General features: G+C 39.6%; 10 protein-coding genes. 2 read left to right on the top strand and 8 right to left on the bottom strand.

The window, feature by feature from the left end:
* Positions 1–11 precede the first annotated feature (11 nt).
* Positions 12–509: an acetolactate synthase small subunit gene (gene ilvN, locus H5182_RS11560; RefSeq protein ID WP_149980181.1), complete on the bottom strand. Its 498-nt coding sequence runs from the start codon at positions 507–509 to the stop codon at positions 12–14.
* Complete coding sequence (locus tag H5182_RS11555) at positions 509–2,233, bottom strand: acetolactate synthase 3 large subunit (RefSeq protein WP_145235824.1); 1,725 nt, start codon at positions 2,231–2,233, stop codon at positions 509–511. The genes ilvN and H5182_RS11555 overlap by 1 nt, the downstream gene beginning before the upstream one ends.
* A gap of 540 nt (positions 2,234–2,773) precedes the next feature.
* Between H5182_RS11555 and H5182_RS11550 the strand changes: the two genes are divergently transcribed.
* Positions 2,774–5,806, top strand: a complete 3,033-nt coding sequence (locus H5182_RS11550; protein WP_182760055.1) for an immune inhibitor A domain-containing protein — start codon at positions 2,774–2,776, stop codon at positions 5,804–5,806.
* A gap of 64 nt (positions 5,807–5,870) precedes the next feature.
* Here the strand turns inward: H5182_RS11550 and H5182_RS11545 are convergent, their stop codons facing one another.
* The 6 genes from H5182_RS11545 to H5182_RS11520 form a co-directional block, all read right to left on the bottom strand.
* Positions 5,871–6,878: an isocitrate dehydrogenase gene (locus tag H5182_RS11545; protein ID WP_182718661.1), complete on the bottom strand. Its 1,008-nt coding sequence runs from the start codon at positions 6,876–6,878 to the stop codon at positions 5,871–5,873.
* A gap of 185 nt (positions 6,879–7,063) precedes the next feature.
* Positions 7,064–8,752, bottom strand: coding sequence for a hypothetical protein (locus H5182_RS11540; protein WP_145235816.1), 1,689 nt, complete (start codon positions 8,750–8,752; stop codon positions 7,064–7,066).
* A 10-nt stretch (positions 8,753–8,762) separates the two neighbouring features.
* Complete coding sequence (locus H5182_RS11535) at positions 8,763–9,146, bottom strand: DUF3192 domain-containing protein (RefSeq protein WP_145235813.1); 384 nt, start codon at positions 9,144–9,146, stop codon at positions 8,763–8,765.
* A gap of 69 nt (positions 9,147–9,215) precedes the next feature.
* Positions 9,216–9,989 (bottom strand): flap endonuclease Xni, encoded by a 774-nt coding sequence (gene xni, locus H5182_RS11530; RefSeq protein WP_182760054.1) that lies wholly within the window; start codon positions 9,987–9,989, stop codon positions 9,216–9,218.
* 14 nt (positions 9,990–10,003) lie between these two features.
* On the bottom strand, positions 10,004–11,347 hold the full coding sequence (gene ppnN / locus H5182_RS11525) for a nucleotide 5'-monophosphate nucleosidase PpnN (protein WP_145235807.1): 1,344 nt from the start codon (positions 11,345–11,347) through the stop codon (positions 10,004–10,006).
* Between the two features lie 41 nt (positions 11,348–11,388).
* Positions 11,389–12,924, bottom strand: coding sequence for a diguanylate cyclase (locus H5182_RS11520; protein WP_337119163.1), 1,536 nt, complete (start codon positions 12,922–12,924; stop codon positions 11,389–11,391).
* Between the two features lie 217 nt (positions 12,925–13,141).
* On the opposite strand from H5182_RS11520, the gene H5182_RS11515 reads away from it, so the two are divergent.
* The gene (locus tag H5182_RS11515) at positions 13,142–14,926 is read left to right on the top strand and encodes a M61 family metallopeptidase (RefSeq protein ID WP_182760053.1); all 1,785 of its coding nucleotides are present in this window, start codon (positions 13,142–13,144) and stop codon (positions 14,924–14,926) included.
* The last annotated feature ends 1 nt before the right edge of the window (position 14,927 follow it).

Raw genomic sequence — 14,927 nt, 5'->3', positions numbered from 1 at the left:
TAATCTAAGGTTTAAGCTTTTAGTGCTTTATCACCGCGGCCAATACCTACCGCACCAGAGCGTACAACTTCAATTATGTCAGTCTCATGGCGTAAGGTATCTAAAAACGATTCAATTTTATCTGTGCTACTAACAAGCTGCAATGTGTAGCTGTTGCGACCCATGTCTAAAATAGCACCTTGGAATACATCTACCACCCGTGTTACTGCAGCTCGCTTAGCTTCATCTTGAGCGAATACTTTTACTAATAGCAGCTCACGTTCAATATGCGCCATTTCAGTTAGATCAATAATTTTTAATACATCAACTAATTTATTTACCTGTTTAGTGATTTGCTCAACCACACGGTCATCACCCATGGTAGTGATAGTAATACGTGATAAAGAATGATCGTCTGTTGTGCCAACTGTTAAACTATCAATGTTATAAGCTCGTTGTGAGAATAGGCCAACAATACGCGATAATGACCCTGGTTCATTCTCAAGTAAAATAGATAATATACGACGCATTATGCTTTCACTCCTTTACGTAACCACATTTCATCAACTGCTCCAAGCTTAATTTGCATTGGGTATACATGTTCATTTTCATCAACAAGAATATCTAAAAACACTAAACGGTCAGTGATCGACATGGCTTTATCGATTGCGGGCTGTAGTTCATCAAGAGTATTAACGCGAATACCGACATGGCCATAACTTTCAGCAAGTTTGACGAAATCAGGTAACGATTCCATATACGACGATGAGTGACGACCGCCATAGACCATATCTTGCCATTGACGCACCATACCCAGAGAGCGATTATTCAGTGACACCACTTTTACAGCCAAGTTATATTGTAAACATGTCGAAAGTTCTTGAATGTTCATTTGAATCGAACCATCACCGGTGACACACACTGATTCTTTATCCGGGAACGCAAGTTTCACTCCCATTGCCGCTGGCAGACCAAAGCCCATAGTGCCAAGACCCCCTGAGTTGATCCATTGGCGCGGGTTTTTAAACGGGTAGTACTGCGCCGCAAACATCTGATGCTGACCTACATCAGAGCTTATATAGGCATCACCATTGGTGGCTTTATAAATTGCTTCAATGACGGCCTGAGGTTTTATTTTATCGCCCGCAGTGCTGTAGCTTAAACATTTTTGTTCACGCCAGCTAATGATCTGACGCCACCAATCTTCTTGAGCACTACGATCAATTTTGATTGGACTTTTATCTATGGCTGTTTGTAATTGCTCAAGTACGGTTGATAAACAACCGACGACTGGAATGTGAGCTTTGATCGTCTTTGAAATAGAGGTTGGATCAACATCAACATGAACAATCGTCGCATTGGGACAGAATTTCTTCACGTTATTGGTTACCCTGTCATCAAATCTGGCGCCCAGAGCTAAGATCACATCGGCATTTGCCATCGCCTTATTTGCTTCAAGGCTCCCGTGCATACCTAGCATACCAACGAAATTAGGGTGAACACCGGAAATACCCCCCAATCCCATTAAGGTATTAGTTATTGGTGCATTGAGTGATTCAACCAAATGAGTCAGTTGCTCTGAAGTGTTAGAAATAATAATCCCGCCGCCTGAGTAAATGACCAGTTTTTTAGCTTCTAAAATAGCGGCAACGGCTTTGCGAATTTGCTTTGGGTGGCCTTTGGTATTTGGACTATAGGTTCTCAGCTCTGTGGTTGCTGGAAACTCAAAATCAAATTTAAGTGCAGGGTTTAACATATCTTTTGGCAGTTCTACGACCACAGGACCTGGGCGTCCAGTACTTGCAATATAAAATGCTTTAGCCAAAATTTTAGGAATATCTTTTGCGCTACGACAGTTAAAACTGTGTTTTACGATTGGCCGAGAGCAACCAACAATATCGGTTTCTTGAAATGCATCATCACCAATTAAGTTAGTCGGCACTTGACCGGATAGCACTACCATAGGGATAGAATCCATATAGGCTGTAGCGATCCCCGTTATACAGTTTGTCGCACCTGGACCTGATGTTGCTAATACTACGCCCACTTCACCTGTGGCACGTGCATAACCATCAGCCATATGGGTTGCTGCTTGCTCATGACGAACTAAAATATGCTCAACATCATCTTGCTGAAATAATGCGTCATAAAGATCTAATACTGAGCCACCGGGGTAGCCAAATATATATTTTACCTTCAATGCCTTTAATGCCTGAACAACTAGTTCGGAGCCATTATATTGTTGTGTACTCATCCTCATTCCTCTGTGTGCCAGTTACCGATTGATTATTATCATGAGTAATAATGTGCTATTGCACGCACTCCCCATTTATTCTGTGCAATTACCGTATAATTTAAATGCATAAAAAAACCCCCGCTTAGGGCGGGGGTTTTTAAAAAGCTATTTCACCTTCTAATACATCCCCGCTGGGCTTAAAACTAAGACCAGTACGAGTACAGTGACTAGGTGAAATTGATATTTCATAATGTTATTTTTCTTCTCGGTATTTGTTATGTAAATTTTAATGAGTTATTGCGCCGTAATAGCCAAAAACACACTAAGTCTACTAATTCAATAGCCTTATTTTTAAAGGTTTTGCCAGCTAATGTCAACAGCCAAAACGGCAATGTTGCATTAAAATTCCAAATTAATTGTTTTTCTACTTAAAAATTGCTTTAGATCGCATTATTAACCGTGGAAAATAAAGAAATTATGCTTTTTGATTTTTGGGGTATTCAAGGTGTACCTATAACTGTAATGTAAGTATATAAATTATTAGCTATTATTATCTTTATGAAGTTGTTGATAGGTGATCCTGTGAAATACTCACAATTGTTATGTGCACTGACTTTGGTATTGTTAAGTCAACATAGTGTGGCAATACCACAAAATAGTAGCCCAACTGATATTGGTGTCGTTAATAAAGAGCGAATTTTATATTGGTTAGATAAACGCGGGCAGCTTGACGATAAAATAGCGAATGATAAATTATTATCTGATTATATTGGCCGTGGTGGATCAGTGCATTCACGTCGGCAACTAAACCCTCAAGTTTTAACTCAACAACGAAAAATGGCTCAGCGCTTAGCGAGTGTGTCTTCGCAGTTACCTAATTCGAAAAAAAATACCGTAAAAGTGTTGGCTATATTGGTTGATTTTCCTGACTTACCTCATGATGATAATGGCTTAGCCGCAGCTGACAGCGATATGTACTACTCAAGCTATAGTCAGCAGCATTACCAACAAATGTTATTCGCTACTGATGGTTACTCAGGACCTCAGCAGCAAACTTTGCAAACAGCATATCAATATTATCAGCAAGCCTCAGGGGAAAGCTTAGCATTTACGGGTCAAGTTTATGGCTGGGTAACAGCCGATAATGATGCGAAAAGTTATGGGGCTCGCCAAGGGGGAAATAATGATATTGATGCACCAAGTTTAGTGCATGAAGCGGTAGAAAAAGCCGTAGCCAAATTTAATATTAATTTAGCCGATTATGATTTAACAGATTTGGATGATCGTGATGGTGATGGGATCACCAATGAACCTGATGGCATTATTGACCATGTTATGATTTTCCACTCGAGTATAGGTGAGGAAGCCGGTGGTGGTATATTGGGTACAGATGCAATTTGGTCACATCGTTTTTATGTGTACGATCAAAACAATCAGCCAAGTGCGGTTGAAGGCAGTAGTATTCGTTTATTTGGTTATACTATCAATCCTATCGACGCTGGTATTGGTGTGGTGGTACATGAGTTTGGTCACGACTTAGGTTTGCCTGATGAATATGATTTAACCGGCAGTGCGCTTGGTGAGCCTGTGGCATTATGGTCAGTTATGTCTGGTGGTAGTTGGGCAGGCTCACCTAGCGGTTCACAGCCGGTGATGTTCAGTCCTTATGCACTCGAATATTTACAAAACCGTTATCAAGGAAACTGGCTTAATCAAACGACGATATCGTTAGACGAAATCGATACCAATCAACAGCAAATACTTCGCCATAGTAGTGGGGTATCAACTGAATTAAACCAGTTGAAAATCACCCTGCCAACTAATTTACAGCCGTTTTATCAAGCGGTAGAAGGGCACTTGCAATATTACTCTGGCAGTGGCGATAATGTTTCACAAAGTATGACATTTACAGTTAATATACCTGCAAGTACGCAGCCTACTTATCTTGATTTAAGTGCTTATTACAGCATTGAAGCGCATTATGATTATGCTCAAGTATTAGTAAACGCCCAACCTATTGCGTCGCAATATACCCAAGCGGTTAATCCATTTTATGGAGACATTGGTCCATATATAACAGGGTCTTCAAGTTCAGTAAATGACGCTCAGCAGCCGAATAATTATTTACGGCATCGTTTTGATTTATCAGCTTATGCTGGTCAAACAATTACGCTTAGTTTTAACTATAAAACGGACACTTATACTCATTATTTTGGTCTAGTTGTTGATGATATGACCATTAGCCAAGGTGATACTTTCGTTTGGCAAGATAATGCAGAGCAGTCAACACAAGCACAACTTGATGGCTTTAGCCGAGTGGGGGATCACATCTATACAAAACCACACAATTACTATTTACAGTTACGTAGTTATTTAGGAATTGATAGTGGTTTACAAGTTGAGCAGTATTCACCGGGTTTATTACTTTGGTCTGCTAATGAACAGTATACAGATAATAATACTCCTGAGCATATTGGCGAAGGGTTTATACTGGTTGTTGATGCCGATCAAAATGCCATTGCAAAAGGTAACAGCAGCGTACCTGCAAGTACTACGATTCAGTTAAGAGATGCTGCTTTTAGTCTTTATGATCAGCGCCAGGGTTTAGGCGATACGCAGTTAGCAGCAATCACTGAGTTTAATGATAATAATGATTACAGTTTTGCCACGCAACCGGCCTCTGGTGTAAAAGTTTCACAGTTTGGTTTTAGTTTTTCTATTGTTGAGCAAGCGATTAATAATAGCTCAATTGAATTGAATTTAGGCTATACACCACAGTCTGGGATCAATGTAATTACTAATGATCTCGAAGCGAGTTTTGAAATTAAAGGAATGGCGTTGACCCCAACCGATAGTTTTAACTGGCAGTTTGGGGATGGCCAAAGCAGTGATGAATTGAATCCAAGTCATACATTTGCCGATTATGGTAGTTACACTGTGGGTTTTACTCGTACTAATGAACAAGGGCAGCAGTTTCAAGAATCGATGACTTTTGTGCTTACTGCGCCGCTATCAATTTCCAGTGTGGATACCAATATAGAGAAAGGCAATGTAACTGCAAAAGTCACTGTATCAGGTGGTCAAGCACCTTATGACTATGCATGGCAATTAGGTGATGGCTCAACTGCGAAAGGGCAGAGCATTAACCACCGCTATGAATACAGTGGCGATTATACCTTGAGCGTTATTGTAACTGATGCAAATGGCGCTATGCAGTCTTTTGCAACCCAAGTGTCGGCAGATGTATTACTTACAACACAGGCCAGTTACAGTGCAAAAGATTTGCTGGTTAATTTTAACAGTGATACCAAAGGCGGGTTTAATAATTACACTTACAGCTGGGATTTTGGAGATGGCAATACTGTAAGCCAACAGGCTAATCCTACACACACTTATAGCCAAGCGGGAAGTTATGTGGTGACACTGACCGTGACTGATACCTCTGAAAATGGCATAAAAAACACCTTACCTGCTAGCAAGCTTATGGTAACAGTGCAAAAACAAGTTGCCAGTTCAGGTTCCAGCGGTGGAAGTTTATTTTGGTTATTGTTACTGCTACCGCTCAGTTTTCGAACAAAGAGGCAAGCATAAACTAAGTTACAAAAAAGCCAGTAAATACTGGCTTTTATTATAATGCTTATAATCTAGGTTTGGTTTATAAACGGTCGATAACAGCTTGTGTGAAGTCAGTAGTACCGTGACTGCCACCTAAATCGCGAGTGGTACGATCACCCGATTTAATTACGTCAGCTACAGCACTGCGAATACGCTCTGCAGTTTCGCCCATTTCTAAATGCTCTAACATTTGAATAGATGCCAAAATAACAGAGGTTGGATTTGCTAAGTTTTTACCAGCAATATCAGGTGCGCTGCCATGAACTGCTTCAAAGATTGCTGCATCTTCACCGATGTTAGCGCCAGGTGCCATACCTAAGCCGCCTACTAGACCAGCACATAGATCAGATAAAATATCACCAAACAGGTTTGTCGTAACGATAACGTCAAACTCTTCAGGGCTCATTACCAGTTTCATACAGGTTGCATCAACAATCATTTCAGTTGATTCAATTTCAGGATAACGTTCCGCAACTTCACGAGCTACTTTTAAGAATAAACCTGAAGTTGATTTTAAGATGTTAGCTTTGTGAACCGCTGTCACTTTTTTACGGCCTTCACGCACGGCTAGTTCGTAGGCAAAAGTAACAATTTTTTCAGCACCTTCACGGGTGATCATAGACATTGCTTGTGCTTCGTTGCCATCTTCTGATGTCACTTGGCCTAAACCTGAATACATACCTTGCGTATTTTCACGTACCGTGATGATATCAATGTCTTCATAACGAGCTTTGGTGCCAACAAATGATTTTACTGGGCGCACATTGGCGTATAAACCAAACTGCTTTCGTAATGTTACATTGATTGAAGTAAAACCTTCACCAACAGGAGTTGTTAGTGGGCCTTTAAGAGTGATTTTATTACGCGCAATAGTATCAATGGTATCTTGTGGTAATAATTCACCGGTTTTTTCTAAGGCAGCAAGACCTGCATCAACGAATTCATAATCAAAATCGCACCCTGCGGCTGTTAAGATCTCAAGGGCTGAATCAATAATACTCGGACCGATGCCGTCGCCTTTGATCACTGTGATGGTTTGTTTGGCCATGAACTTTTCCTATTACGAGTTAGAAATGCACGTAAATGTGACGCATTATTAAACTGCGATAACTTGTTAGATTATTTACGTGAATGAGTTTGAAAATACAAGCGGCTTTTATAGCAATTTATTCAACTTTTTGCCAGTAAAACCCACGAAAACGCACTAAATTAGTCACTATGTCTAATAAATATTCATACGCTATTGCTTAAACCTAGGCTTGGAAGCTGCGCATAAAAATCCTCGCTGGACTGCCAATCTAAGCGTTTTAATACTTGGTCAAAAGTGTGTGTTTGCCAACTACTTTGTATTGCGTTGGGTTGATATACCTTAATAACGACGAGTTTTATTGCAACCCATAATTGTGCTTCTGCAGATAAGTGTTGTTTTTTTTGCTGCTCAGCATCTAAAAGCGCTTGTGTCCATGGGTTGTCACCAAGCAATTCAAGTAAATAAGCCGATAAATGCCCACTGTCATGAACCGTGACACCAAATAGCCACGCAAAGGGCATACTTACATCACTTTTAGGTGAGTGTTCATACACTGTCTTACGGCTAATTGTGGTGCTACAGTATTCAATCAAATAATTAACGTAACCATAAATAGGCAGAGCTAGGTGCTCGAACTGGTTGTGTTGATCACGACTTACCAGTTGGTTTAATAAACTTATTATTGCCTGTAAACGTAATTGTATATGTTGCATTAATGGATGCGCTTGGTGGCTTACTAATTGCTCAAAGAGCACCCGTTGAATGATTGCTGGCGCATTATATAAGCCGACCATTGATAAACAATGGCGTAAATCTTTGCCTGCTAGCTGCTCTTTATTATAAGGCTTCACTGCTTCACGAAGTAACTCTATTGTCGCTGGATGATTGTTGAGTAATTTAGCAAGGGCACTGTATGAGTATTCCTTTTGTATTTTAACTTGGCTTATCAACATTAGTAATTGTTGTTTTTCAACGTTTACAATTTCAATAGCGGGAGCTATGTGTTCATTGAACCATACGCTAAACAATAATCGCTTGTCTTTACTTGGGCGTTGTTTTGAATGCGATTCTAGCTTTGCCTTAACACTATACCATTTGGTTTTTTGCTGCTCATGCAACGCAATTAATAAATCCCGTTGCTGGTGGTTTTTACCAATATACGTGAGCTGCTGATCGCTATAATTAACTAAAGAGCCTGGCAGGTAAGGGCCAAAATGACCGATTAATGCTTTTAATGCTTGTTGGGCAAACAGGTTGGGAGTACGGATATAAATATCAGCCACTGCTTTATAGATGTCGATATGATCATTTTGGGTACGATAAGTAATGTTCATCGCAATAATATTTGCTAACGCAACTAACGTCGTTGGTCCATCATAGATCATGATTTTTGGCGTGCTTAGCAAGGCCTGCTTATACTTATTTAAGCGCGCTAAAATACCCGCAATATGATCAGTGGCAATGTTAGCTGATTGCAGTAACTTAACTGCTAGCTGATGACGCGACTGCCATTGCTTTTTTTCTTGTTGGGTAAGAGGTTGGCGCAGGGCCAACTTATTGGTTTGTGTTTGCACACATAAATAGTTAGTTAAACACACACAAATAAGCAATTGGCTGATTTTACTGTCGTAACTTAAACTGCGACAAAATGCGGCGACAATGACACATTGATTGACTACTAAGTTGGTTGTATAACCTTGTGTTTCTGCATATAGAGTAAGTTGGGCTTGCATTGCATTTGGATGTGAATCATAGAGTTTATAATATTGCTCAGCCAGTTGTGTTAACAGCGGATAAATTTGTGGCCACTGACTTCTATTATGATAAAACCTTAATAATTTGTCAGTCTTTTCAAATAGGCTGGCAAGATCTTGTGCGCAGAGTTCATCCATAAATAATCAATTACCCGCGTTGCTCAAATGCATCAAATGCACTTGGTCCCCACAAAATCAATTCGCCATTTTTAAACAGTAAACCAGTACACTCATCCATAGTCGTGATCCCATCTGATTTGATATGTTGAGTACGGTAAAAAATAATTTGCCATACCTCTTCGTTATCACGTTTAGCGAATGTTAGATCTGGACTGCCTAAATACTCTAATACAGTGTTTAAGTTAGTCGGTGTTTCGATACTTAATTTAGCGATATAACGTTTATTGAACGCTTCTCGGTCCTGCCATATCATCGCTTGCGGATCATCTTTATAAAAAGTAATGACCAAAGTAGCGATTAAGGCATATACACCTAAACCTAATATGAGATAGCGAAAAAACTTCTTAAACATTGTGCACTCTTACGCTGAGACTTAAATTCAGTATACGCATAGTTCAAATTCAGTGCTACGTGAATGCGATTAATTGAGTCTTAACTGCTTTAAACTAAAGCCTAAGTTAATATCTGTACGTAAACCAACCAAATGTTTCGAGGTAATATAGTCAGCCATTCCTGTTGCTAACTTTTTACGTACTGCTGCAGAGAGCGTTTCATCCTCTATTGCGAATGTTATATCTGCGTGCTTACTAATAATCTCTTGTGCTGTTTTAGTACCAATTCCCTTAATACCAGGGATATCATTAGTTTTATCACCAGCCATTGCCCAAAAATCAATTAATCGAGCTTGCTCAACACCAAAACGTTGTACGATAGAGTGATGATCTAAATATTCTTTTTTAAAATAATCATACACATTAATATAATTATTTAAGCTAGGTAGAAACCCTTTATCAGTGGAAACAATTGTACAATACAACCGATTTTGCGCCATTTTATGGGCTAACGTGGCGATAATATCATCAGCTTCATCATTTACTGGGGCAAACACCACAATACCCGTTTGCTCAATTGCCTGTTTAAATTTATCTAATGAATTTTTCAGAGTTTCAGGCATGGGGGCACGGCTGCTTTTATATTGAGCGTAATAATGATAACGCCAGCTTTTATCACCATCAAATACAGCAATAGCATGTGTTGCTTGGGTGATCTTTATAAGTTTTTCACAAGCGTGAGCTACCCGCGCGCAGCAGGTATTTATCATTTGCTCATCACTGCCTTTATTTTGATTACTATCAACTGCATAAATGCGCCTAATTAAATTAAGCGCATCGATTAAAAGTAACTGACCTGACACGAATACATTAACCCTTATGCTTTGACTTCATAACATGGAACATATTGACTGCCTGGGAGCTTCATTCTTCCTTGCTCAACAAATGCTTGCAGCAGTTTATCCATGGCTTTCATTAAAGTCGGCTCACCGCTGATGATAAACCGGCCATGTTGTTTAATGGCTTGAATGCCTTCGTCTTTAACATTACCAGCAACAATACCAGAAAATGCACGGCGTAAATTAGCGGCTAGTAATTGCTTTTCTTGGTCTAAATGTAAATCAAGCCCAGCCATATTGGCATGAGTTGGCGCGAAAGGTTGCTGAAATTCATTTTCAATTTTTAACGTCCAGTTGAAGTAATATGCATCGCCCTGACTCTTGCGGTAATCACGCACATTTGCCATTGCAGATTTGAGTTTGATCCCAACTAATTCTGGGTTATCAATAATAACTTCAAATTTATCAAGCGCCTCTTTACCTAACGTCATTTCAATGAACTGGCATAATTCGCTAAAGTAATTTTCACTTTCTTTCGGCCCAGTTAAAATAACCGGTAACGACTGTTTGGCATTATCAGGGTGAAGTAAAATGCCAAGTAAATACAATAACTCTTCGGCAGTGCCAGCGCCGCCAGGAAAAATAATTATAGCGTGGGCGGTGCGTACAAAGGCTTCAAGGCGTTTTTCAATGTCTGGTAAAATAACTAGTTCATTGACGATCGGATTTGGTGGCTCTGCGGCAATAATACTAGGCTCTGTTAAACCTAAATAACGGTTGTTGGTGTTGCGCTGTTTTGCATGTCCAATGGTTGCGCCTTTCATCGGGCCTTTCATGGCACCGGGGCCACAGCCAGTACAAATATTTAAGCCTCGTAAACCAAGCTCGTAGCCTACTTGTTTAGTGTATTTATATTCGTTTTCATTAATTGAATGACCACCCCAGCAGACAATCATACTTGGATCGCTATTTACGCGAAGCGCTGCGGCATTACGCAACATATCAAAAACCATATGTGTAATGGCTTTTTGTTCGGTTAAATCTTTTTCGTATTTTTGACAAATAAATAAAATATCACGTATAACTGAGAAAATATGTTCATGAATTCCGGTGATTATTTCACCATCAACAAAAGCGGTAGTCGGAGGGTTCAGTAGCTCAATTTTTATGCCTCGCTCACGGCTTAGTAAGCGAATATCAAAATCTTGATATTTATTGTAAATCTCTGAGCTTGAGTCAGTATGACTGCCAACATTAAGAACAGCTAGCGCACAGTTTCTAAATAACTTATAGCGTTCACTGTTAGACGATTGTTCTAATAAATCAACTTCGAGCTGCGACAGTAAATCTAACACACCTGTCGGGTTTAACTGTATTAACATAGGCGTTCTCCTTGCTATAAAAAGCACTGGGTCGGTCGTAGTTATTCATTGATACACAAGCGATCACGACCGGTATTTTTTGCTTTGTAGAGGGCATCATCGGCGCGGTCAAAAGCGCCCAATGGGGTATCACCTTTTTTAAACTGAGTGGCACCGATAGAAACCGTTATCTCTACTTGTTTATCTCTGAACTTGAACGGAATTCCTTTCACCGCTCTTCTTAGTTTTTCAAGGGGTCTTTTAGCATGCTCTAAGGGCATACCTGGCATTAATAAAACGAATTCTTCACCGCCGTAGCGAGCAATGAAATCAGATTTTCGGATTGACATTTGCAATGCTTTAGCAATCACTTGTAACGTTTTATCTCCAGCGCTGTGACCGTATTTGTCGTTGATAGACTTAAAGTGATCAACATCAATCACCACTAAGGTGACATCTGATTCTTGTACTGCAAACAAATGAAACTCGTGATGAAAACGTTCGTCAAATGCAGCTCGATTTGGCAGTTTTGTAAGTCCATCAAGCAAACTTTTAAAACGTTGCTCATGCAGGCGTTTTTTGTATTTAGATAATTTTGTTTCGAGGCTGCCAATACGTTGATTTATTTCTTGGAAACTGCTTAATAGCATTTCACGGTCTTGCTGTTCAAGGCGCTCTTTTTCAATTAAGTCTTCGCTTAACGATTTTAATTCGTTATCAACTAAGGCTTTTAATGATGAGATTGAAGTGGCATTTTGGGTTTGTGCCGTCAGATTATTAATTTTACCTTCAATGCGCTTATTTAATGCTGTAAATTCAGCTCCCATTGCTTCTGAATGTTTACTTGTAGAGACAATCGAGTGATGTAATTCTTCGAGCGTTTGGTTCAATGACACTAAAAAACTTTGTGCTGATTGTCGCTCTTTACTGATATTACTGGCAATGATGCGAATAATATCGATTGCTGAGGTCAATAAATCATCAACTGAATCTGTTTCAGAGATATTATTTTTGATAGTTTTTACTTGATCTGCGGATTCATCTTCAAACACTAGATCATTAGCTAAATTTAATAACTCTTTTGCTAAACTGGGTTGTACAGCACTTTGTTGACCATCTGCAACAGTTAGTTTTACTTGTAATGCTTGATGATAAATAGTCACTAAACGATTAAGTAGCGGAATAAAATCCCGTGTCGATTGCACATTATTCAGTTCATGGTCTAGTAAATGACGCAACGTTCGGCGTGCATCATCCGGTAACCCTTTGGTTTTTTGTAGTAACTTGCCAGCATCGAGCACACTGTTATGAAGTTCACGCTGATGTGTAGCCTGTTGTGCTTCTTGGTTTTTTAGTAGTGTGAGAATCTCGTCTATGAGTGGCGCGAATAACTCAAAATCCACCCCTTTAGCCAGTGCACTACGAAACTTAGCTAAGCGATTATCAAGTTCAATATCCATCCCTTTACAGCTTAACGATAACTTAGCTGCAAAGTGTGTCAATGTGTCTACCTGATGCTTACGTGCATGTTCAACGACCATGCGAGTATCAATGGCTTGTTTAAGTTTTTTGTTTAAAACTTCGAGCTGTTGTGACACTAATAGTTACCGCCATTGATTAAATCTTTCATTGCTGTAAGTTTACAACAAAAATCGCACAAATGTAGTCAGTAAGTCAAAAACTTAGCATTTGTTGATGATTTTTATTCATTGAACCTATCTGCACGTGTATTTATCGCTTTTAATTCACATTTTCTATCATCATTGTTACGCTCAGGCACAATAAAATTAGTTGATATATGAATTAAGAGCCGCAATGAAAAAGTTTTTAGCATTATCGGTATTAGCCGCATTATCTCACTCGGCATGGGCCGATGTTAATTATTCGCTCGCTGTTACTCAACCTGAACATCATTTAGGCAACGTTAGCGTAGAATTTCCACAAACGGCACAAGCACATTTAGATGTAAAGTTGCCAGCTTGGCGAACAGGCCGTTACGAAATTTTGAACCTTGCAAACGGTGTGCGTTTTTTCGAAGCAACAGGTGAGAATGGCAAAGCATTAAGATGGGAAAAAATTGATGCTAGTACATGGCGAGTACATTTAGATAAACCAACGGAAGTTAAAATTGATTATCAAGTGTATGCCAATGAGTTAGGTAAACGCGCACGTCATATCGATGATAGTCACGCATTTATAGATGCATCAGGCTTTTTTATGTTTAGTGAATCATTTCGCCAAGAGCCAGTAACGGTCAAGCTAGATGTGCCGAAAGCATGGCGCTCAATATCAGGTATGGATAGTGCGGGCTCAAAGCATAGTTTTAAAGCCGCAGATTACGATGTATTAGTTGATTCGCCGATCGAAACGGGTATTAATCAACACCACACCTTTGCAGTTGATGGCCGCGATTATGAATTAGTGATTTGGGGAGAGGGCAACTATGATGTTGAGCAAATGCTTATCGATCTGAAAAAATTAGTCGCTACTGGTAATATTATTTGGGATGCTTACCCGTATCAACGTTATGTATTTATGGTACATGCAACCTCAGGAGCAGGTGGCGCCACCGAGCATTTAAACTCAACGATTATCCAACGTCCGCGAGATCGTTTTGGTTCACGTGAAGATTACCTTGCTTTTATTAGCACCGCGGCACATGAATTTATCCATACTTGGAATGTAAAAGCATATAGACCTGAAGGTTTAGTTCCTTACGATTACACGCATATTAATTACGATAAACTATTATGGATAGCTGAAGGCTCAACCAGTTATTTTGAAGATCATTTAATGGTGCGGTCAGGGATTGCCACGACTGATGAATTTTTAAACGTGTTAACGAAAACCGTCAACCGTCATTTATTATCGCCAGGGCGCGAAGTACAAAGTGCCAGCGAAACCAGTTTTGATAAATGGATAAATCAAGGTGGTGACCATGCACGTAACTACAGTACTAATATTTACTCCGAAGGCTCATTGATTTCGATGGCTCTTGATATTGATTTACTTGAGAACAGCCAAGGTAAGCAAAGCTACCGTGATGTTCATCGTGCACTTTACAATCAATATAAAATGCCGCATGGCTTCACTGTTAAAGACGTGAAAACTATTTTAAAACAGTTAACGGGCCGCGATTACAGCCAGTGGTGGGCAAATAATGTTGATGCACCAGCAGATATTGATTTTGACGCACTGTTTAAAAAAGTAGGCTTAATGTTAGAGCGTCCAAAAGATGCAAAAGCCGTTGCCAGTGTTGATGCGATGGCAAAAAATACTGGTGAGTTATTAACTTTAACTCATGTGCGTCGCGATGGCGCTGCATGGCAAGCGGGTTTGACCAGCGATGACAAAATTGTGGCAATTAACAAAAAGCATGTTGGTAAAGATTTAAAATCAAGCTTAGAAACATTTAAAGCAGGGGATAAAGTAACCATTGATTTTATCCGCCGTGATGCACTGCAAAGCACCACGATAACGCTAGCACAAAGCTTTGATAAAGATAAAAAGCTGGTTGCTGACAAACAGGCAACTGCACAGCAAATGGCATTATTTAAAGCATGGATGGGTGTAGAACACCCAAACCTCGCTAAAAAATAAA

The sequence above is a fragment of the Pseudoalteromonas sp. SG44-17 genome, from assembly GCF_014164235.1.
GTDB classification, from domain to species: Bacteria; Pseudomonadota; Gammaproteobacteria; order Enterobacterales; family Alteromonadaceae; genus Pseudoalteromonas; species Pseudoalteromonas rhizosphaerae.
This window is presented reverse-complemented; position numbering and strand designations above follow the sequence as displayed.

Excerpts from the sequence above, each read along its gene's own strand:
- ilvN (WP_149980181.1), bottom strand. The coding sequence starts at position 509 with ATGCGTCGTATATTATCTATTTTACTTGAGAATGAACCAGGGTCATTA.
- H5182_RS11555 (WP_145235824.1), bottom strand. The coding sequence starts at position 2,233 with ATGAGTACACAACAATATAATGGCTCCGAACTAGTTGTTCAGGCATTA.
- H5182_RS11550 (WP_182760055.1), top strand. The coding sequence starts at position 2,774 with ATGAAGTTGTTGATAGGTGATCCTGTGAAATACTCACAATTGTTATGT.
- H5182_RS11545 (WP_182718661.1), bottom strand. The coding sequence starts at position 6,878 with ATGGCCAAACAAACCATCACAGTGATCAAAGGCGACGGCATCGGTCCG.
- H5182_RS11540 (WP_145235816.1), bottom strand. The coding sequence starts at position 8,752 with ATGGATGAACTCTGCGCACAAGATCTTGCCAGCCTATTTGAAAAGACT.
- H5182_RS11535 (WP_145235813.1), bottom strand. The coding sequence starts at position 9,146 with ATGTTTAAGAAGTTTTTTCGCTATCTCATATTAGGTTTAGGTGTATAT.
- ppnN (WP_145235807.1), bottom strand. The coding sequence starts at position 11,347 with ATGTTAATACAGTTAAACCCGACAGGTGTGTTAGATTTACTGTCGCAG.
- H5182_RS11515 (WP_182760053.1), top strand. The coding sequence starts at position 13,142 with ATGAAAAAGTTTTTAGCATTATCGGTATTAGCCGCATTATCTCACTCG.